19 protein-coding genes are annotated in these 19,457 nt (G+C 59.6%); 11 read left to right on the top strand and 8 right to left on the bottom strand.

Annotated features, from left to right (window positions below; translation table 11 throughout):
* Positions 1-13: 13 nt before the first annotated feature.
* On the bottom strand, positions 14-1,168 hold the full coding sequence (locus J9870_RS04850; RefSeq protein ID WP_210642932.1) for a mandelate racemase family protein: 1,155 nt from the start codon (positions 1,166-1,168) through the stop codon (positions 14-16).
* A 503-nt stretch (positions 1,169-1,671) separates the two neighbouring features.
* Positions 1,672-2,043 carry a PH domain-containing protein gene (locus J9870_RS04845; RefSeq protein WP_210642931.1) on the bottom strand — a complete coding sequence of 124 codons (372 nt, stop codon included), beginning with the start codon at positions 2,041-2,043 and terminating at the stop codon, positions 1,672-1,674.
* A gap of 117 nt (positions 2,044-2,160) precedes the next feature.
* On the opposite strand from J9870_RS04845, the gene J9870_RS04840 reads away from it, so the two are divergent.
* The gene (locus J9870_RS04840) at positions 2,161-3,210 is read left to right on the top strand and encodes a hypothetical protein (protein WP_210642930.1); all 1,050 of its coding nucleotides are present in this window, start codon (positions 2,161-2,163) and stop codon (positions 3,208-3,210) included.
* Between the two features lie 109 nt (positions 3,211-3,319).
* Here J9870_RS04840 and J9870_RS04835 read toward each other — a convergent pair whose 3' ends face one another.
* The gene (locus tag J9870_RS04835) at positions 3,320-3,547 is read right to left on the bottom strand and encodes a hypothetical protein (RefSeq protein WP_210642929.1); all 228 of its coding nucleotides are present in this window, start codon (positions 3,545-3,547) and stop codon (positions 3,320-3,322) included.
* Positions 3,544-4,056: a type VI secretion system amidase effector protein Tae4 gene (locus tag J9870_RS04830; RefSeq protein WP_210642928.1), complete on the bottom strand. Its 513-nt coding sequence runs from the start codon at positions 4,054-4,056 to the stop codon at positions 3,544-3,546. The genes J9870_RS04835 and J9870_RS04830 overlap by 4 nt, the downstream gene beginning before the upstream one ends.
* Positions 4,057-4,463: 407 nt before the next feature.
* Here J9870_RS04830 and dctP point away from each other — a divergent pair, with 407 nt between their 5' ends.
* From dctP to J9870_RS04805, 5 genes are all read left to right on the top strand, one after another.
* The gene (gene dctP / locus J9870_RS04825) at positions 4,464-5,408 is read left to right on the top strand and encodes a C4-dicarboxylate TRAP substrate-binding protein DctP (protein WP_246883135.1); all 945 of its coding nucleotides are present in this window, start codon (positions 4,464-4,466) and stop codon (positions 5,406-5,408) included.
* A 64-nt stretch (positions 5,409-5,472) separates the two neighbouring features.
* Complete coding sequence (locus tag J9870_RS04820) at positions 5,473-6,105, top strand: TRAP transporter small permease (RefSeq protein ID WP_210642926.1); 633 nt, start codon at positions 5,473-5,475, stop codon at positions 6,103-6,105.
* The gene (dctM, locus tag J9870_RS04815) at positions 6,102-7,385 is read left to right on the top strand and encodes a C4-dicarboxylate TRAP transporter large permease protein DctM (protein WP_210642925.1); all 1,284 of its coding nucleotides are present in this window, start codon (positions 6,102-6,104) and stop codon (positions 7,383-7,385) included. The genes J9870_RS04820 and dctM overlap by 4 nt, the downstream gene beginning before the upstream one ends.
* Positions 7,386-7,491: 106 nt before the next feature.
* Positions 7,492-8,487: a TRAP transporter substrate-binding protein gene (locus J9870_RS04810; protein WP_210642924.1), complete on the top strand. Its 996-nt coding sequence runs from the start codon at positions 7,492-7,494 to the stop codon at positions 8,485-8,487.
* 103 nt (positions 8,488-8,590) lie between these two features.
* The gene (locus J9870_RS04805) at positions 8,591-10,495 is read left to right on the top strand and encodes an alkaline phosphatase D family protein (protein ID WP_210642923.1); all 1,905 of its coding nucleotides are present in this window, start codon (positions 8,591-8,593) and stop codon (positions 10,493-10,495) included.
* 263 nt (positions 10,496-10,758) lie between these two features.
* Here J9870_RS04805 and J9870_RS04800 read toward each other — a convergent pair whose 3' ends face one another.
* On the bottom strand, positions 10,759-11,493 hold the full coding sequence (locus J9870_RS04800) for an OmpA family lipoprotein (protein ID WP_018604257.1): 735 nt from the start codon (positions 11,491-11,493) through the stop codon (positions 10,759-10,761).
* 142 nt (positions 11,494-11,635) lie between these two features.
* Positions 11,636-12,088, bottom strand: a complete 453-nt coding sequence (locus J9870_RS04795; protein WP_210642922.1) for a helix-turn-helix domain-containing protein — start codon at positions 12,086-12,088, stop codon at positions 11,636-11,638.
* Between the two features lie 109 nt (positions 12,089-12,197).
* Between J9870_RS04795 and J9870_RS04790 the strand changes: the two genes are divergently transcribed.
* Positions 12,198-13,454 (top strand): MFS transporter, encoded by a 1,257-nt coding sequence (locus J9870_RS04790; RefSeq protein ID WP_210642921.1) that lies wholly within the window; start codon positions 12,198-12,200, stop codon positions 13,452-13,454.
* Here J9870_RS04790 and J9870_RS04785 read toward each other — a convergent pair.
* Positions 13,420-14,595: an aspartate aminotransferase family protein gene (locus J9870_RS04785; protein ID WP_210642920.1), complete on the bottom strand. Its 1,176-nt coding sequence runs from the start codon at positions 14,593-14,595 to the stop codon at positions 13,420-13,422. The genes J9870_RS04790 and J9870_RS04785 overlap by 35 nt on opposite strands.
* Positions 14,596-14,693: 98 nt before the next feature.
* On the opposite strand from J9870_RS04785, the gene J9870_RS04780 reads away from it, so the two are divergent.
* From J9870_RS04780 to J9870_RS04765, 4 genes are all read left to right on the top strand, one after another.
* Complete coding sequence (locus tag J9870_RS04780; protein WP_210642919.1) at positions 14,694-15,611, top strand: LysR family transcriptional regulator; 918 nt, start codon at positions 14,694-14,696, stop codon at positions 15,609-15,611.
* 144 nt (positions 15,612-15,755) lie between these two features.
* Positions 15,756-16,769 (top strand): sensor domain-containing diguanylate cyclase, encoded by a 1,014-nt coding sequence (locus tag J9870_RS04775; protein ID WP_210642918.1) that lies wholly within the window; start codon positions 15,756-15,758, stop codon positions 16,767-16,769.
* Between the two features lie 92 nt (positions 16,770-16,861).
* A complete protein-coding gene (locus J9870_RS04770) occupies positions 16,862-17,605 on the top strand; it encodes a DUF72 domain-containing protein (RefSeq protein ID WP_210642917.1) in 744 nt (247 codons plus the stop codon).
* 139 nt (positions 17,606-17,744) lie between these two features.
* On the top strand, positions 17,745-18,449 hold the full coding sequence (locus tag J9870_RS04765; RefSeq protein WP_210642916.1) for a hypothetical protein: 705 nt from the start codon (positions 17,745-17,747) through the stop codon (positions 18,447-18,449).
* Positions 18,450-18,569: 120 nt separating this feature from the next.
* Here the strand turns inward: J9870_RS04765 and cyoE are convergent, their stop codons facing one another.
* A complete protein-coding gene (gene cyoE / locus J9870_RS04760) occupies positions 18,570-19,457 on the bottom strand; it encodes a heme o synthase (protein ID WP_018604246.1) in 888 nt (295 codons plus the stop codon).

The raw sequence follows: 19,457 nt of genomic DNA, 5'->3' as shown, positions 1-19,457 counted from the left end.
GCGTGGCGCGCGATCAATGTCGAGACAGGGTGTTGGCTTCGATGTACGCGAAGTTGATGTCCTCGCCCAAACCAGGCCGATCGGACAGGTGCACAAAACCGTCGGCATCCATTGGATCGACGATGCTATTGAGGTGCGCCGGGACTTCTTCGTAGTCAAGGAACGGGTGCAGCAGGCCGCGCTCGTACCAACGACAGTTGCTGATGGCACCGACCACCGCCAGGTTCGCAGCGCCATTGCCGTGGACTTCGCAATCCATGCCGAACGACTCGGCCAAGTGCGCCACCTTCAGGCACGGCCCGATCCCACCGACCCCAGCCACGCCGGCACGCAGGATGTCACAGGACTTTTGCGTCACCCAACTGGCGCGGCTGTGGAACTTGCCGGCGATGCTTTCCGGGCCCAGCACCGGAATGTCCAGGTTGGCCGCCAGCCAGGCATAGGACTCTGCCGAGTCTTCCATCATCGGTTCTTCGAACCAGGCGAAATTCAATTCCTGTAGCGCCTTGCCGATGGTCAGCGCGTCCATGCGGCTGTACCAGTGGTAGCCGTCGAGCATCAACGCGATGTCGGGCCCGACCGCCTCACGCACGGCGGCGCAGGCCTGGATGTCCATTTGTGGATTCGGGGCGAAGGAAATCGGCGGCATCCAGGTGTGCAACTTGATGGCCTTGTAGCCGCGCTGGACCAGTTTCTCGGCGAACTGAGCGTACTCGTCCGGCGTGGACAAGCCGCCCGGCAAGTCATCGCCGCACATCGTCGAGCCGTACGCCGGGACCTTGTCGCGATAGCCGCCAATCAACTTGTGCACCGGCAACTTGAGCTTACGCCCGGCCAAGTCCCACAACGCCTGCTCCACCAGCGCCAGCGCCCGGTCGGTGAACTGCCCCGCACTGCCGCGCTGCCAGTGCGCCAGGTCTTGCCAGATGCTTTCGCGGTCCATCGGGTCGCGACCGATCAGCACTTTGCGCACGAAGGATTCGATGATGTGCGGACGAATCAACTCAGGCGGGCCGAAGGCATAACCCTCGGAGCCATCGTCGCAACCGATTCGCAGCAAAGCCACCTTGATCATGACCTCATCGCCTGGATGGGCATGGCCGGCGCTGTCCTGGGCACGGCGCGAAGGGGTGGAAAAAACTTCGACGTGAACGCCTGTGATTCTCATGGGGAGGAACACCAATGTTGTTATTGTTTATTTGTATGTCGTCATACAACGTAACGGATTATTCTGACGTTTCCAGCGAACTGTCAACCCCTGTCGCGCAATAAACCGTGCAAACCCATGGGGTTTCTTGAGGAGGGAGGTTATTTTTGCGAGGAGATAATCAAAAAGTCGTCATACCACGCGACAGGAAGTGATACCACTTGCCCCCAAGCGGGCGCAGTCACTCGTAGGGCTGGAATGCAGGACTGTGGGAGCGAGCTTGCTCGCGATAGCGGTCTGTCTGGAACGGTGATGCTGGCTGTGCCACCGCCATCGCGAGCAAGCTCGCTCCTACAGGGGGCTGTGGCAGATGCGAACTTGTGGACAACTGCGATCAAAACGGTGGGAGCGAGCCTGCTCGCGATAGCGGTCTGTCTGGAACGGTGATGCCGGCTGTGCCGCCGTCATCGCGAGCAGGGGATTGGCGGTGGACTTGGACTTTTTGAATACCGCCAGGAAGCGGGTCAGGTCAGGAGATGTCTGGAGATCACCTTGGAGATTTCAACAATGCCCGTCTTGCCGGTGAATTCGAATTTCACCTTGCCCAGGGATGAGAAGTAAATCTCCAGTTCGGAGTCCAGGTCGAAGGTGCCGGAGGTTTCGACCGAGTAGGCGACGATGTTTTTGTAAGGCAGGGAGGTGAAGTCTTTTTTACTGCCGGTGATGCCTTGCACGTTCACCGCGATGATGCGCTTGTTGGTAAAGACCACGCCGTCGCGCATGGATTTGTAGGCGTCGATGACCTGCTCGCCGTCCAGCAGGAGGGCCGTGACGCGTTCGGCGTATTCGTCGTTTTGCTTGAGTTTGAAGAAGCCTTTGTTGTTGAAATCGATCATCGGTAAGTCCCTGTAGAGAAGATGATGGGGTTGCCTGCAGCTCAGCGGGAGGAGATGGACGCAGTAGTGGCACTTCAGTAGCATTCGCCAACTTTATCGATCCTTCAAGGATGACCCATGCTCACCCTGCCCAGCCGCCCTACCCCGTTGTTAGCATTGTCCGCGTTGTTTGTATTGCTCGGCGGTTGCAGCGTCAACGGCAGTTATCCCGACGCTATCGAACCGGACGCCGCCAAGTTGCGGTTCGTCGCCAATACCAGCAACGCCACGCTGGATTATTTCGATGCAGCCCATTGCGACGGGCAGACCACGGGCATTCTCAACAACCTGCTGTTGAGCGATACCGCACGGCGGGTGGGAATGAGCGTTCCCGCGCCCACGGACGCCAAGGGCTATCTGGAGGTAAAGCTCAAGCCCGGCGAGCAGATTTACCTGCGCACCAACATGAACACCGGTTATGCCGTGTGCGGCAAGGGCTTCAACTTTACGCCCGAGGCCAATGCGGAGTACGAGGTGACCTTCAAGTCCGAGAAGAACTTTTGCCTGACTCAGTTGCAACGCTTGCAACGGATCGACGGCAAGGACGTGCGCACGCCGATTCCGGTCTTGAAAAAAGACTTCCCCGCCTGCGCCGGTCGCAGTCCGCTGTTTCCCAAGACCTACCCGGACACCCCCCATCGCCTGGAACTGATGAACCGGGTCATCGATAAAAGCCTGGTCGTCACCGTGAAGACTGATCCGGCCAAGGAAAAAGTCGAGAGTTATTCGCCAGAGAAACTGGACACGTTGATCAGCGAACGCAAGGCCAAGCTCGGCTTCGAGCTGCCGGCGGACTACTGGACGCTGTACCGGGAAAACCTGAAGACGTTTGGCGATGACATGGCACAGAACAAAGCGCGCTCGATGGAACGCTTCAAGGACGAATACCAGACCCGCCTGCGCCAGTTGAAGGACGAGCAGTTGGAACTGTGGGCACTGCCCAAGACCGCCAATGCCAAGCCAGAGAAAGCCGAGATTGATCTGGACGTCGCGATGATGGTGGAGTACTTCCGGATCGGGAATGGGGTGACGGTCGAAGCGGTAGGTCATCACCTGGAGAGGATGGCGCAGATGGATGAGCGCTACGGGGTATGTGCGCGGTTTGCCGAGTGCTGGAAGCGCAACTAGCAAGAGGATGGGCCACCGTCATCGCGAGCAGGCTCGCTCCCACAGGAAGGCGGTGGCTGCGGAAGGTGAACGCCCTGTCAAAGGTTGTGTGCAGACTTTGGCTGCCTGGCTAGATCCGAGGTTTGCGCCGTCGTCTCCAGACAATGCCCACCGCCGCAGCCACGACCGCCACCCCGACATTGCCAAACAACCAGATCGCAAAGTTGCGGCTCTGGTCTGCTTCGCTCTCGTAGAACGGCCCGAAATAACTACCAACGGCCATGAACGCCAAATTGAATGCGCCGACCGCCAACACGATGATCAGGAGAACGAACAAAGTTTCCTTGATGACGTTCATATGACTTTCCAGAACCAGATGTCCTTGGAATCGTGAAAGTCCGAGAACGTGCCTTCGATCGAAAAACCCATTTGTATACGTGGGTAGCTCAGCCAATCCGTCAGGCGACGGCCATTCCACAGATCGATGTGATCGCCGCTGCGGTTGGCTGTGGTTTCGTTTGCCCGACGCCAGAAGTCCTTGAAGAAAATAACGCCCTGCTGCCCGCTCAGCGTCTCTTCGAATTCTTCGCTTTTAATGGTCTTCATGGCCTGCAAGCCAGGGATCTTGGCGCGACTCAAGGCCTTGGCGAGTTCTTCGGCGGCCAATATATGCCCGTCACTCTTGGGGTGTTGCCAGCAATGTCGCACGCTTTTGAGCTGGCTCATGTCTGCACCCGCGCGACGCAGGGCCACGCCGAGGTTGATCGCGCATTGGTCACTGAAGTTCTTGGCGCCATTGGTTCTGCAGGGCGCAGCATCACCAAATATCTGCGGATGGCTTTTCCACAACGTGTCGAATGTAAACATCTGCCCTCTCCATGAGGTTTTTATCCTGGACGCATAGCCTAGCAGACCCCCTCGCCCCATGGATTCGACAAGCGCTGGCGTGAGATTGAGAGCCAGTAGCCATCATCGCCCTTTACGGTTTTCTGCCCCAGGCACGGTTATTGACGGAAACCTTTCGAAATGACCCGTTCTGGATGTTTCAGCCCGACGCAAGGAGGGCTCTAGCGCAACCAGTCGGGATGTACAGCCAAAGGACAGTTTTCCTGTTAACCGCACTCGACAAGTTGTTTTTCTGCCTAGACTCATCATTGTTCCGCCGTGCGCTGTGTTTTGAATGAGCCCGCACGAAAATACTAAAAACAAGAGGAAAACCCGTAATGTTCAAACCTATCTGGAAAGCGCTCGCTTGCACATTGGCCCTTAGTGCGATGAGCACGGCCATGGCGGCAGATCCGGTGGTGATCAAGTTCTCCCATGTGGTCGCCGAACAAACACCAAAAGGCCAAGGCGCGCTGCTGTTCAAGAAGCTGGTGGAAGAACGGCTGAAAGACAAAGTGAAGGTGGAGGTGTACCCCAACTCTTCGCTGTTTGGCGATGGCAAGGAGATGGAAGCCCTGTTGCTGGGGGATGTGCAGATCATCGCGCCGTCGTTGGCCAAGTTCGAGCAATACACCAAGACCGTGCAGCTGTTCGACTTGCCGTTCCTGTTCGATGACATTTCCGCGGTGGACCGTTTCCAGCTGAGCCCCGAAGGCCAGAAACTGCTCAAGTCCATGGAAAGCAAGAACATCACTGGCCTGGCTTATTGGCACAACGGGATGAAACAGTTGTCGGCCAACAAACCACTGCGCGAACCCAAGGACGCCCGTGGCTTGAAGTTCCGGGTGCAGGCCTCGGCAGTACTGGAAGAACAATTCAAGGCGGTGAATGCCAACCCGCGCAAGATGAGTTTTGCCGAGGTGTATCAGGGTTTGCAGACCGGCGTGGTCAATGGTGCGGAAAACCCCTACTCGAACATCTACAGCCAGAAACTGCATGAAGTGCAGAAGTACATCACCGAATCCAACCACGGTGTACTGGACTACATGCTGATCACCAACACCACCTTCTGGAACGGTCTGCCGCCGGATATCCGCAGCGAACTGGAAAAGATCGTCGTGGAAGTCACCACCCACGTAAACCAGGAAGCGGCCCAACTGAACCAGCACGACAAGCAACGCATCCTCGATGCCAAGACCACCGAGATCATTACCCTCACGCCTGAAGAGCGCAACGCCTGGCGCGACAAGATGAAACCCGTATGGAGTAAGTTCGAAGGTGATATCGGCGCAGACCTGATCAAAGCCGCCGAAGCCTCCAACAAGGCCCAGTGATGGGTTGGCCGGCGCGACCTCCTGGTAGCGCCGGCCAGTCGTCCCCCTACAGGAGATGTCGTCCATGAACGCCTTTCGGCGCATTTGGGAACACTTCGAGGAAGGTTTCATTGCCTTCCTTCTGGCCGCCATGACGCTGGTCACCTTCGTCTACGTGGTGCTCAACAACCTCTACAGCGTGTTCTATAGCCTTGGCGACCATTGGTCGGCCGCCAGCGAGACGCTGTTCGCCGCGGGCGACAACATCATGGCCATGGCCCAAGCCATGACCTGGAGCAATTCGCTGACCAAGGCGCTGTTTGGCTGGCTGATTTTCTTCGGTCTGTCGTACGGGGTGCGCACAGCCGGGCATATCGGCGTCGATGCGCTGGTGAAACTGGCGAGCAAACCGGTGCAGCGCCTCATTGGCGCCATCGCTTGCCTGTGTTGCCTTGCCTACGCCGGGCTGTTGGGGGTGGCGAGTTTCGAATGGATCAACACCCTGATGATCGCCCAGATCGGTGCCGAGGATCTCGGCCATTTCGGCATCATGCAATGGCACATCGGCTTGATCGTACCGGTCGGTTTTGCCCTGGTTTTTATCCGCTTCGCGGAAATTCTCGTGCGAATCCTGCGCAATCGCCAGACAGGCCTGGGCCTGGCCGATGAAGCCGCCGAAGCCATCAAATTGACCGAACACGAGGAAGACAAGCCATGACCATTGCCTTCCTGTTCATCGCACTGTTCGTGCTGATGTTCATCGGCGTGCCCATCGCCATATCGCTGGGGTTGGCCGGTTCGCTGACCATCATTTTCTTCAGCCCCGACTCGGTACGTTCCCTGGCGATCAAGCTGTTCGAGACCTCCGAGCATTACACGTTGCTGGCGATTCCGTTCTTCCTGCTGGCCGGTGCGTTCATGACCACTGGCGGCGTGGCGCGACGGCTGATCGACTTCGCCAACGCTTGCGTCGGGCATATTCGTGGCGGCCTGGCGATTGCGGCAGTACTGGCGTGCATGCTGTTTGCCGCGCTGTCCGGCTCGAGTCCGGCGACGGTGGCGGCAGTTGGCTCCATCGCCATTGCCGGGATGGTGCGTTCGGGTTATCCACAGGCATTTGGCGCGGGCATCGTATGTAATGCCGGCACCCTGGGCATTCTGATCCCGCCTTCGATCGTGATGGTGGTCTACGCCGCGGCGACCGAAACGTCAGTGGGCAAGTTGTTCATGGCCGGCGTAGTGCCGGGCCTGCTGCTGGGGTGCTCACTGATGGTGGCGATTTACATCGTGGCCGTGAAGAAGAACCTGCCGGCGCTGCCCCGGGCGACATTCCGTGAATGGTTGACCACCGCGCGCAGGGCGATCTGGGGCCTGCTGCTGATGTTCATCATCCTCGGCGGGATCTACTCCGGAATGTTCACCCCCACCGAAGCGGCGGCGGTGGCAGCGGTGTATTCGGCCTTCATTGCGTTGTTCGTCTACAAGGACCTCACTTTCCGGGAGACACCGAAGGTGCTGCTGGAGTCGGCCAAGCTGAGCATCATGCTGATGTTCATCATCGCCAACGCCATGCTCTTTGCCCATGTATTGACCACCGAGCAATTGCCGCAGCAAATCACCGCATGGGTGATCGACGCCGGGTTGACGCCGATGACCTTCCTGCTGGTGGTGAACATCGTGCTGCTGATCGCCGGCGCGTTCATGGAGCCTTCGGCGATCATCCTGATCCTGGCGCCAATCCTGTTCCCCATCGCCATGAAGCTGGGTATCGACCCGATCCACCTGGGCATCATCATGGTGGTGAACCTGGAGATTGGCCTGATCACACCACCGGTGGGGCTGAACCTGTTCGTCACCTCGGCGGTAACCGGCATGTCCCTCACCGCCACCATCCGCGCAGCCATGCCGTGGTTGATGATTCTGCTGGCGTTCCTGGTGCTGATTACCTATGTACCGTGGATCTCGCTGGTGCTACCGAACTGGCTGGGGATGAGTTAAACCCGACAAACGCATGCTCCGTGGTGCAGGCCCCATTTGCCTGGCCACGAAAGTGTTTGGCCAGGCACTGGCTTGGCGTCTTCGAATACTAAAGGGAAGTTCTGCAATGCTAAAACCTCTATGGAAAGCGCTCGCTTGTACCCTGAGCCTCAGCCTGTTCGCCACAGCCATGGCGGCTGAGCCGATCGTGATCAAATTTTCCCATGTGGTGGGCGAGCAAACACCCAAAGGCCTGGGTGCGATGATGTTCAAGAAGTTGGTGGACGAACGGCTGCCGGGCAAGGTCCGGGTCGAGGTGTATCCCAATTCCACGTTGTATGGCGACGATAAGGAAATGGAAGCGCTGCTGTTGGGTGACGTGCAGATCATTGCGCGGTCACTGGCCAAGTTCGACCAGTACACCAAGTCGGTGCAGTTATTCGACTTGCCTTTCTTGTTTGACGACATCGCCGCCGTGGACCGTTTCCAGCAAAGCCCCGCGGGCCAGAAGCTGCTCAAGTCCATGGAAAGCAAGAACGTCACCGGCCTGGCTTATTGGCATAACGGCATGAAGCAATTGTCGGCCAACAAGCCACTGCGGATGCCCGAGGATGCTCAAGGCCTGACGTTCCGGGTGCAAACCTCCGCCGTATTGGAGGAGCAGTTCAAGGCAGTGGACGCCAAAGGGCAGAAGATGATTTTTTCGGTGGTGTATCAGGGGTTGCGCACCGGTCTGGTCGACGGTACGGAAAACACTTACTCGAACTTCTACAACCAGAAGTTGCACGAGGTGCAGAAGTACGTCACTGAATCCAACCACGGCATCCTCGACTACATGCTGATCACCACCTCCGATTTCTGGAACAGCCTGCCGCCGGATATCCGCACGGAGCTGGACAAGATCGTCGCCGAATCGACTATCTATGCAAATCAGCAAGCCGAGCAGTTGAACCAGGAAGACAGGCAGCATGTGCTCGACGCCAAGACCACCGAGATCATCGCCCTCACACCGCAGGAACGTGCTGCATGGCGCGACAAAATGAAGCCAGTGTGGGTGAAGTTTGAAAAGGAGATTGGCCCGGATTTGATCAAGGCGGCTGAGGCTTCCAACAAAACCCAGTGATGTGACAGGGGCGGGATCAACGCCCCTTATTCCACCCTCCCCTGCGACAAAGCACATTGCGTTATGATCCCCGCCTCTCCCTGAACAGAGCTTTTCCCTGCGAATGCTGCCGTCCACTCCCGACACCACCACCCTCCCCTCTGTCCTGGCCGGCCCGATATTGCGGCGGCTGGAGCCCACCCGGCTGGTGATGTGGCTGGTGGGCACGCGAGCATTGGCATTGACGTTGCGCCTGGACGGCGTGGGCGATCTTGAGCTCAATGCACAGCGCTGCACGGTAGTGCCGGTGGGGCAACAGGCGTTTGTGCATCTGATCGATGTGCGGCTCGACAGCCCCCTGCCCCAAGATGTCTCGATTGACTACGACTTGCTGGTGGACGGCGTCCCCATCGCTGAATGGGCACCACATCTGTTGTATGGCGAGGCGCGGTGTCCGAACTTCGTGCTGCATGCGCGCATCGATCAGTTAGTCCACGGTTCCTGCCGCAAACCTCATTACCCGGCCAACGACGGTTTGCTCTGCATCGATCGGCTGTTGGCCCAGGAGCCGACACAGCGGCCGGCGCTGTTGATGATGAGCGGCGACCAGGTCTATGCCGACGATGTTGCCGGGCCAATGTTGCGAGCCATTCACGCATTGATCGAGCACCTGGGGTTGTTCGAGGAATGCCTGGATGGCGCGGTGGTGGAGGACAGCGCCAAGCTGTATCGGCACCCCGCCAGTTATTATCACCGAGCCGATTTGTTACCCGCGCTTGAGAGCAACGAAACCCTGCGCGAGCGATTTTTCGGCGGCGCGCGTAAGCCGATTTTCACCAGCAGCAGCGCCGACAATCACCTGGTGACCTTCGCTGAAGTCATGGCGATGTACCTGCTGGTGTGGTCGCCGGTGCCGTGGACATTGATCGCCCCGCAACCGCCGGAACTGACCGCTGAGCGACGCCAGCGCTACGACCTGGAACAGCAACGCATCGAGGGCTTCAAGGCTGGGCTGGACGGTGTGGCGCGGGTGTTTGCGCACCTGTCGTGCCTGATGATTTTCGACGATCACGATATTACCGATGACTGGAATCTTTCCGCGCAGTGGGAGGAAACGGCCTACGGCCATCCGTTCTCCAAGCGCATCATCGGCAATGCATTGATTGCCTACATGCTCTGCCAGGGTTGGGGTAACAACCCGGATGTCTTTGCCGACGTGATCGAGCAAACCGTGGCCCTGAGCGACACCGCCCGGGACCGCTACCTCGACAGCGCCCCCCAGGACCAATTGATCGACACGCTGCTGGGTTTCCAGCAATGGCATTACGTGTTACCGAGCACCCCGGCCCTGGTGGTGCTCGACACCCGCACCCGCCGCTGGCGCAGTGAGAACAACCTCAAGCAACCTTCCGGCCTGTTGGACTGGGAAGCCCTGAGCGAGCTGCAACAGGAGCTGCTGGATCACCCCTCGGCGATCATCGTTTCACCGGCGCCGATTTTCGGTGTGAAGCTGATCGAGACCGTGCAGCGCGTGTTCAGTTGGTGCGGTTATCCGTTGCTGGTGGATGCGGAAAACTGGATGGCCCATCGTGGCGCGGGCCAGGTGATCCTGAACATTTTCCGACACTCGCGTACACCGGGTAATTACGTGGTGCTGTCGGGCGATGTGCATTATTCCTTCGTCTACGAGGTATTGATCCCACACCGCAAGGGCGGCCCGCGCATCTGGCAGATCACTAGCAGCGGCATCAAGAATGAATTCCCTGCGGCGCTGCTGGAATGGTTCGACCGCCTGAACCGCTGGCTCTACTCGCCGCGCTCGCCCCTGAACTGGTTCACCAAGCGCCGGAGCATGCGCATCGTCCCGCACATCCCGGAACACGCCGAGGCTGGGGAACGCTTGTGGAACTCAGCGGGGATCGGCCAGGTGTTCTTCAATGAACAGGGGCAGCCTACGCAGATTTATCAGCACAACGCCGACGGCAAACCACCGACCCGCATGCTGCCACCCAAATCGCCCCCAACCTGATCCAGAATCACCGCCTCAGACAGACCGCTATCGCGAGAAAGCTCGCTCCCACAGGGGATTTGGGTCGAGCACAAATTTCCTGCTCACTGGAGAGCCAGGGTGGGAGCGAGCTTGCTCGCGATGACGCCGGCCCATTCAACATCACCGCCCCAGGCAGCCACTATCGCCAGCAAGCCCACACGGTTGATTGCGACTGGAACTAACAGCCAAAAAAAAGCGGGGGCCCTGTTTCCAGGCCCCCCGCTTCATTTGCCGCCCAGCGGTTATGGGTATTGCTGGTAAGTCTGGCCCTGCTGCTGCGGCGCCTGGTATTGCTGGCCGGGAATGGCCTTGAGGTTGACCTCGACGCGACGGTTTTGCGCACGACCATTGACGTCGGCGTTGCTGGCCACCGGGTTATCCGGACCGGCGCCACGGGCCGACAGGTTGGCGCCGCTCACGCCTTGGGACGTCAGGTAGGTCGCCACGCTCTGGGCACGACGCTGGGACAGGTCCATGTTGTGCTGACGGCTACCGGTGCTGTCGGTGTAACCGACGATTTCGATCTGGTTCTGGTTGAACTCCTTGAGGGAGTTGGCCAGGTTATTCAGCGGTTGGTAGAAGCTGGAGGCGATGTTCGCCGAATCAGTGGCGAAGGTGATGTTGCCCGGCATGATCAGTTTGATCTGGTCGCCCTGGCGCTGCACTTCAACGCCGGTATTGGCCATGCTTGCGCGCAGTTTCTTTTCCTGCTGATCGGCGTAGTAGCCGTAACCGGCTGCGGAAGCCCCCACTACCGCAGCACCGATCAATGCCCCTTTGCCACGGTTATCGTGACCGATGGCCGCACCGGCCAATGCACCGGCCAGGGCGCCGAGGCCGCCGTACTTGGCGGTTTTGCTCATGCCCGAAGACTCGGTAGAGGCCTGTCCCTGGTTGTCGTAGGGGTTAGGCGACGCACAGCCGGACAACAGGGCCACAGCAGTAGCGACAACGATCAAGCGACGCGAGGTGAACATGGAATGCTCCTGGTTTTTCAATTCTGAGTGCAAGGCCTTCTGACAATGGACCCTGGCTGGCGTTGGAACGCGACCAGCGGCAAAAATTCCGTGCCGCTGCGCTGCGTTTACTCAACCTTTACAAAGCAAAAACCCGCACCGTTCAGGGTTTGAGCACTGTACGACGATGACAGTCCCCCGGCTCCAGTTTTTTCCCCGTCGCCGAACAAACCTCAAGCATCGCCACCGGTTCATCACGCTCATTGTCCAGCAGTACCGAGTGAGTTTCTCCCGCGCTGAACAAATGCCGCTCGCCCCACTGGCGCAGCGAAACCACGATCGGAAACACCTCGCGCCCCTTCTGCGTCAAGGCGTACTCCTTGTAGGCGCTGCCATCGGAAGCGGGTCTCGTCTCGAGCACACCGACCTCCACCAGCGCCTTGAGACGCGAAGCCAGGATGTTCTTCGCCAGCCCCAGGTTCTTCTGGAATTCGCTGAACCGCCGCACCTCATCGAACGCGTCCCGAATGATCAACAGCGACCAACGGTCGCCGATCACCTCGACGGCCCGGGCCACGGGGCACTCATGGCTGGCCGGGGATGTTTTTTCAGTCATGTGCTGGCCTCTTTGCGATGAAAAAACAGGTTGCATATTAAAACCAGAATAGCTAAAAAACAACTTTGTGGTTTCAAATCAAAACCTGATTTAATAAAGGAAGCACCCTATGCCCTGTGAAGCACAAGCGATTGCGGCGCAATCCGATGAGGCTGTCCGGCAAGCGTCTGCCGCCCACCCAGCCAGGCTGTCTCGGTCGCTGACGTTGTTGTTTTCCCTGACCTGCGCGTTGGCGGTGGCAAATGTCTACTTCGTCCAGCCACTGCTCGATTCGATTGCCCACAGCCTGCACGTTGCGCCGCGGCTCATCGGCATCGTTGTGACCGCGACCCAGATCGGTTATGCCCTGGGCCTGGTGTTCATCGTTCCTCTGGGCGACTTGATCAATCGCAAGGGCCTGATGATCACCCAGACGCTGCTGTCGGCCTTGGCGCTCACCGCCGTAGGGTTTGCCACGCACTGGTCGATGCTGCTCGGCGCAATGGTCATGGTGGGTTTGATGGCTGTGTTGGTCCAGGTCATCGTGGCCTACGCAGCGGCCCTCGCCTCGCCGCAGCAGCGCGGGCAAACGGTCGGCACGGTGACCAGCGGCGTGGTGCTGGGGATCCTGCTGGCCCGGTTCACATCGGGGCTCATTGCAGACCTGGCCGGGTGGAGGGCGGTGTACTTTGTATCGGCCGGGCTGATGCTGGCGTTGGCGATGGTGCTGGCACGAACAGTCCCTTCGACCCGCCAACCCCGGCTCGACCATTCATACCCTGCGCTGCTGTGGTCGACGCTCACATTGTTCGCCACGGAGCGCACCTTGAGGGTCAGAGGTGTCCTGGCCTCGCTGATCTTCGCCGCGTTCAGCGTGTTATGGACCGCCATGGTGCTGCCCCTCAGCGCACCACCCCTGTCACTGTCCCATACCCAGATCGGCCTGTTTGGCCTGGCGGGCCTAGCCGGTGCCCTGGCCGCTTCGAAAGCCGGGCGCTGGGCCGACCGGGGTCTGGGCCGGCGCACCACAGGCATGGCCCTGACGTTATTGACATTGTCATGGCTGCCCACGGCGTTTATCCAAACCTCGTTGGTGGCCCTGGCAGTCGGCGTCATCGCTCTGGACTTCGCGGTACAGGCGGTCCATGTCACCAGCCAGAGCCTGATTTTCGCCGCCCGCCCCGATGCCCAGAGCCGTCTGGTGGGTGCCTATATGTGTTTTTATTCCATCGGCAGCGCCTTGGGGGCCGCCGCCGCGACCCTGGTTTATGCGCAATGGGGCTGGGTCGCGGTATGCCTGTTGGGTGCGTCGATCAGTGCAAGCGCCTTGGCGTATTGGGCCTGGACCGATTTCAGGCCTGCGCCAGGCAGCGGCTCACGCCCCTGACAATCATCTCCACCTCCCGCCCATCAATCGTCAGCGGTGGTAGCAAACGAATGGTCTTGCCCCGGGTGACATTGATCAGCAAGCCGTGATCCCGGGCGGCGCAGAGGGTCAGGTCGCGCACCGGCTGTTTGAGTTCAACGCCGATCATCAACCCGAGGCCGCGAATCGCCAGCACGTTCGGGTTGTCCGCCAGCTCGGCCCGCAACCGCTTGAGCAACTGTTCACCCTGCTGCCTGGCGTTGTCCAGCAAGCCTTGTGCCTCGATGATCTGCAACACTGTGCAACCGACCCGACAGGCCAGCGGATTACCACCAAACGTGCTGCCATGGCTGCCGGGCGTGAATAGCTCGGCAGCCTTGCCCCGGGCCAGGCAGGCACCGATGGGCACGCCATTGCCCAGGCCTTTGGCGAGGGTCATGACGTCCGGCACAATGCCTTCGTGCTGGAACGCGAACCATTGGCCGGTGCGGCCGATACCGGTCTGGATCTCGTCGAGCATCAGCAGCCAGGCGCGCCGGGTGCACAGTTCACGCAAAGCCTTGAGATAGCCCGGCGGTGCAAGTTGCACACCGCTTTCGCCCTGGATCGGTTCCATCAGTACCGCAACGATGCGTTCGCCGTGGGCTTGCTGGATCTTTTCCAATGCCGCGAGATCACCGAACGGCACCTTGACGAAATCCCCCGGCAACCGATTGAACCCCAACCGTACCGCCGGGCCGTCACTGGCAGACAACGTGCCCAAGGTGCGCCCGTGAAATGCATTCTCCATGACCACCACCAAAGGCTGTTCGATCCCCTTGTGCCAGCCGTAAAGACGCGCCAGTTTCAGCGCGGTTTCGTTGGCTTCGGCGCCGGAGTTATTGAAGAACACCCGCTCCAGCCCCGAGAGCTGCGTGAGTTTCTGCGCCAGCCGTTGTTGCCAGTCGATGCTGTACAGGTTGGAGGTGTGCAACAACAGGCCGGCCTGTTCGCTGATGGCGGCCACCAACCGGGGGTGGGAATGGCCGACATTGGTCACCGCCACGCCCGCCACCGCATCGAGGTATTCGCGGCCGTCCTGGTCCCACAGGCGCGTCCCCAGGCCATGAGTGAAATTCAGCGCCAGGGGTTGGTAAGTGGACATCAGGCAGGCAGCGGTCATGGCATCAAGCTCCATCGGGTGGTTTTTTCCAGTATGGTTGGCCACCCTTGCTGGATAAACGCTGCTTTACTTCAATCATTTAAAAGCCGAGCTTGATAATGGACCTGTTCCAGGCAATGACCGTTTATGTGAAGGTGGTTGAAACCGGCAGCCTGACGGCGGCGGCCCAGGCCTGCGAAATGTCCACGACCATGGTGGGTAATCATCTTCGCGCCCTGGAGCAACGCCTCGGCGTGCGCCTGATCAACCGTACGACCCGGCGCCAGCGCTTGACCGAGTTCGGCTCGGCCTACTACCAGCGCTGCCTGGAAGTCCTGGGGCTGGTGGCCGATTCCGAACGCTTGGCCGAGCAGACCCAGGGCGAGCCCACTGGCAGCTTGCGCATCACTGCGCCGCTGACCTTCGGCACCGAACGCCTGGCGCCGGCCCTGGCCGAATTCAGCCAACGTTACCCGCAGGTCAAGCTCGACGTGGTGCTGACCAACCAGCGCCTGGACCTGCTCGATCACGGCTTCGACGTTGCTATCCGCCTCGGTCATCCCGACCCGAAAATGATCGCCCGCCCCTTGATGGACTACACCCTGACCATTTGCGCCTCCCCTGCTTACCTGGCGCGGCGCGGCACACCGGAAAAACCCGCCGACCTGCAACAACACGACTGCCTGTCGTTCGCCTATTCCGCAGGCGACGAATGGCGCTTCGCCCAGGACCATTGGCCGATCAAGGGCCCGGACGGCGAAATCAAGGTCCCGGTGAATGGACCGATGCTGATCAACAGTTCCTCGGGCCTGCACCGCGCCGCCCTGGCCGGCATGGGCGTGGTGATGCTGCCCGATGCGCTGGTGGAACAGGACCTGAAGGACGGCCAACTGGTAGCGTTGCTGCAGGACTATCAACTGCCCCATCGCCCGATGAGCCTGATGTACGCCCAGGATCGTTACCGTTTGCCAAAGTTGCGCAGCTTTGTCGAGTTTGCACTGGGGAAATGGGGCAAAGCTCAATCCGTAGCCGAATGATGTTGTGGCGAGGAATAAATCCCCTCGCCACAACGGCTGCCTTCGCTTGGGGGGCGCTGCCGACGCTAGTGACCCCGCGCGCCATCGGCTACTCTTGAGCCTTGGACGAGCATTTTGATATCAAGGTTGATTGGGGAAACGACGATGGGAGATGCCTCGGACATCGATATGCTGCGGTTCGATCTGTCCGATCTGGATGAAGACGTACTGCACACCATTCTGGAACTGGTCAGCGACGGCATCTGGGACTGGAACGCCAACACCGGGTTCGTCTACCGCAACCCCGGCTGGTACACGATGCTTGGCTACGCGCCCCATTCATTGAATAACACCGTGCTGACCTGGGAGAGCGTGATCCACCCCGAAGATTACCCACGGGTCATGACCTTGTTCGATGACTATCTGGAGCACCGATCCCCCAGCTACCTGGCCGAATACCGCTGCCGCACGCGCGACGGCTCCTACATCTGGATCGAGGATCGCGGCTACGTGATCGCACGCAATCCTGACGGCACGGTAGCCCGCATGATCGGTGCCCATCGCAGCATCGACGACAAGAAGCGCTTGTTCGAACAACTGGAGCGGCGCAACAAGTCCCTGGAAGCCGTCATCGAAGAACGCACCCGCGAACTGTCCAGGGTCAACCAGCAGCTGCAGATCCAACTCGACGAAAACCGCCGGCTCGCCGAAACCGACGCGCTGACGCTGGTCGCCAACCGCTATCGCCTGGAGCAAGCGCTGCCACTGGCCTGCGAGCGTGCCCAGCGCTTTCGCGAACCTTTGTCGCTGATCGCCATGGACGTCGATGATTTCAAAGACATCAACGATTGTTACGGCCATGCTTTCGGCGACGCGGCATTGGTGCAAGTGGTGCAGGCGGTCAAACGCTGCGAGCGTGACGGTGATTTGCTGGTTCGCTGGGGCGGCGACGAATTCATCATGATTCTGCCCAACACCTCCCTGGCCGATGCCTGCCTGATGGCCGAAACCATTCGCCGTGGATTGTCCGACCTGCTGCCCGTGGGCGATTTTCAGATCACCATGAGTTTTGGCGTAGTGCAGCGCTTGGACGATGAACAGCAAGCGGCGCTGCTGGACCGGGCGGACCAGGCGCTGTATCGCTCCAAGATGGCCGGCAAGAATGTGATCTGCAACTGAAGGCCGGCACAGGACCACCGGCAAAAATGAATGCATCTTTGCGGCGTTTACAGCGGTCATAGGTTGTAACGCTTGCAATCAGGTCCGGGCACTTGTCGACTCGATCCCTCTCCCCTTCACGCCTTTACCTGGGCTGCGCCGGTTGGTCATTGCCCCGGGAGCAATGGCCGGCCTTTCCCGTCGAGGGCACCCATTTGCAGCGCTATAGCGCACGGTTCCCGGCGGTGGAGATCAACAGTTCGTTCTACCGCCCACACCGCCCCGCCACCTACGCAAAGTGGGCCGACAGCGTCACCCCGGGCTTTCGGTTCTCGGTCAAAGTGCCGAAGCAGATCACCCATGAACGGCGGCTGCTCGATTGCGAAGGGCTGATGGATGAGTTTCTGGGGCAATGCTCGCAGTTGGGAGAGAAACTGGGCTGCCTGCTGATCCAATTACCCCCGTCACTGGCCTTCGATGCCGCAGTGGCCGAAGCATTCTTCATGGCATTGCGCGACCATTATCAGGGGCATGCTGTGCTTGAACCCCGACACCCGAGCTGGCTCGCGCCCACGGTGGAGGCACTGCTGCAAGCCCAGCACATCGGTCGCGTAGCCGCCGATCCCTCGCCGTTACCCGGTTGCGATCGACCGGCGGGCTGGCCTGGCGTTCGTTACTACCGGTTGCACGGCTCACCGCGAATTTACTATTCCCCCTACGACGACACCTGGCTGGAACGGCTGGCCGGGCAATTGAAGAGCGAGTCCGACACTGCAACCTGGTGCATCTTCGACAACACCGCAAGTGGCGCGGCGACACCCAATGCGTTGCGCTTGATGGCGCTGATGGGCGATTGAAACCCACCCTCGGCAACAAATGCCAACCTGTCGCCGGTCCGACCGTGACAACACCGCCCGCGTCCAATAGATTAGGCGACCGGAAAAAAGCTCAGTGCCTTTCTCGCCTCATCCCGCTAACAGAAGTAGTGAAATTTCAATGTCCGATTCCAACACCGCTGAATCCGTAACCACCCTGTCGTCCAAAGCGGAATACGAAAACTCCATCAATCTTTCACAGCATCTGCCTCAGGCCAAAACCATCAGTGAGATGGTCCTCGATGCGTTCCAGTCGAACCGCGAAAGCGACCAGATCCGCGAACTGCGCAACGCCATCCGCCAAGCTCATGACGCCTTCGACGACGACAAGGCTTACGAACTGATGGGCCAACTCAAACAGCTCAAGGACGCCGAAGCCGCCGATTTCGCCGCACTGGAAGACCTGAGCAGCCGCTTCTCCATCAGCCGTATCCTCTCCAGCTACAAAGACGACCCGGCCTTCCAGGAACTGGTGTATGGCCTGGCCTTGAAAGTGCTGAACCAGACCCACCAGGCCATCAGCAACCCGAGCGGCAGCAAGGGCAAAGCCTCGCGGGCCAAGAAGGAAGCCGAAGTGTTTGTCATCAGCAAGGATGGCATCAGCGTCACCCTGCCCTTGCGCACACCACGCTCCAAGCTGAACGTCGACCGTGAAGCCTTCGAATTCCTGGGCTTCAACTTCGTAGGCGAAGGCGACGAAGCCGAGCTGGAAAACGAAACCTTCCTGGACAACGACGGCACCGAACAACCGGTGACCCGCAAAAGCATCGTCACCGCCCTGCAACAGCAGAAGGCCTTCGACGGCTACAGCATCGCCCAGCAATAAGCCCAAATCGAGCCCCTGTGGGAGCGAGCTTGCTCGCTCCCACAGACGTCCGAAGTAATACCCATGAAAAAGCCCCGCGCTTCTCTCGAAGGCGGGGCTTTTTTGTGCAACGTCTGAAGCTTAGGGCGCGTAAGTCAGCAGCAGCTCACTTGGCACCTTGAAGTCCAGGGACATCATGACGCTCAGGGCGGTGATGGTGAAGATCGAGAACACGAACAGCTTGCGCGCCCAGACCGTGTCATCCACCGCCTTGTAGCCGGTCCAGGCCATGTACAACCAGTACATGCCCATGGCGGCGGCGACGGCGAGGTAGCTCATGCCGGCGTAGCCGCTGAAGGTCAGCATCAAGGTCGCCACGAGGAAGGCCAGGATGTAGAGCAGGATGTGCTTCTTGGCCACCCGGATACCACGCTTGACCGGCAACACCGGAATCGAGGCCGCCAGGTAGTCGTTGAAACGGAAGATCGCGATGGCGTAAGAATGCGGCATCTGCCACAGGCTGAACATCACCAGCAGCGTCAGCGCCGCCATGTCGAAGCTATTGCTCACGGCGACGTAGCCGATCACCGGCGGCATCGCCCCCGACAGGCTGCCCACCAGCGTGCCGTGAACCGACTTGCGCTTGAGGTACAGGCTGTAGAAGCCGACATAGATGACAAAGCCGATGACAGCGAACAGCGCCGCCAACGGGTTGGCCACCCAGTACAACAGCGCCACGCCGGCCACGCCCAGCACCGTGGCGAACGCCAGGGCCAGTTGCACCGGGATCAGGCCCTGGACCAACGCGCGGTTCTTGGTGCGCTCCATCTTGATGTCGATGTCGCGGTCGATGCAGTTGTTGAACACGCAACCGGACGCCACCACCAGGGACGTGCCGATCATCGCCGCCAGGAAGATGGCCAGATCGACATGCCCCTTGGAGGCCAGGAAAAAACCGCCTGCCACAGAAAGCACGTTACCGAAAATGATCCCCGGCTTGGTGATTTGGATAAAGTGCTTCAGGGACAT

Source organism: Pseudomonas sp. Tri1 (assembly GCF_017968885.1).
GTDB lineage: Bacteria > Pseudomonadota > Gammaproteobacteria > Pseudomonadales > Pseudomonadaceae > Aquipseudomonas.
The sequence above is the reverse complement of the archived record's forward strand: the minus strand, read 5'-3'. Positions and strand labels throughout refer to the sequence as shown.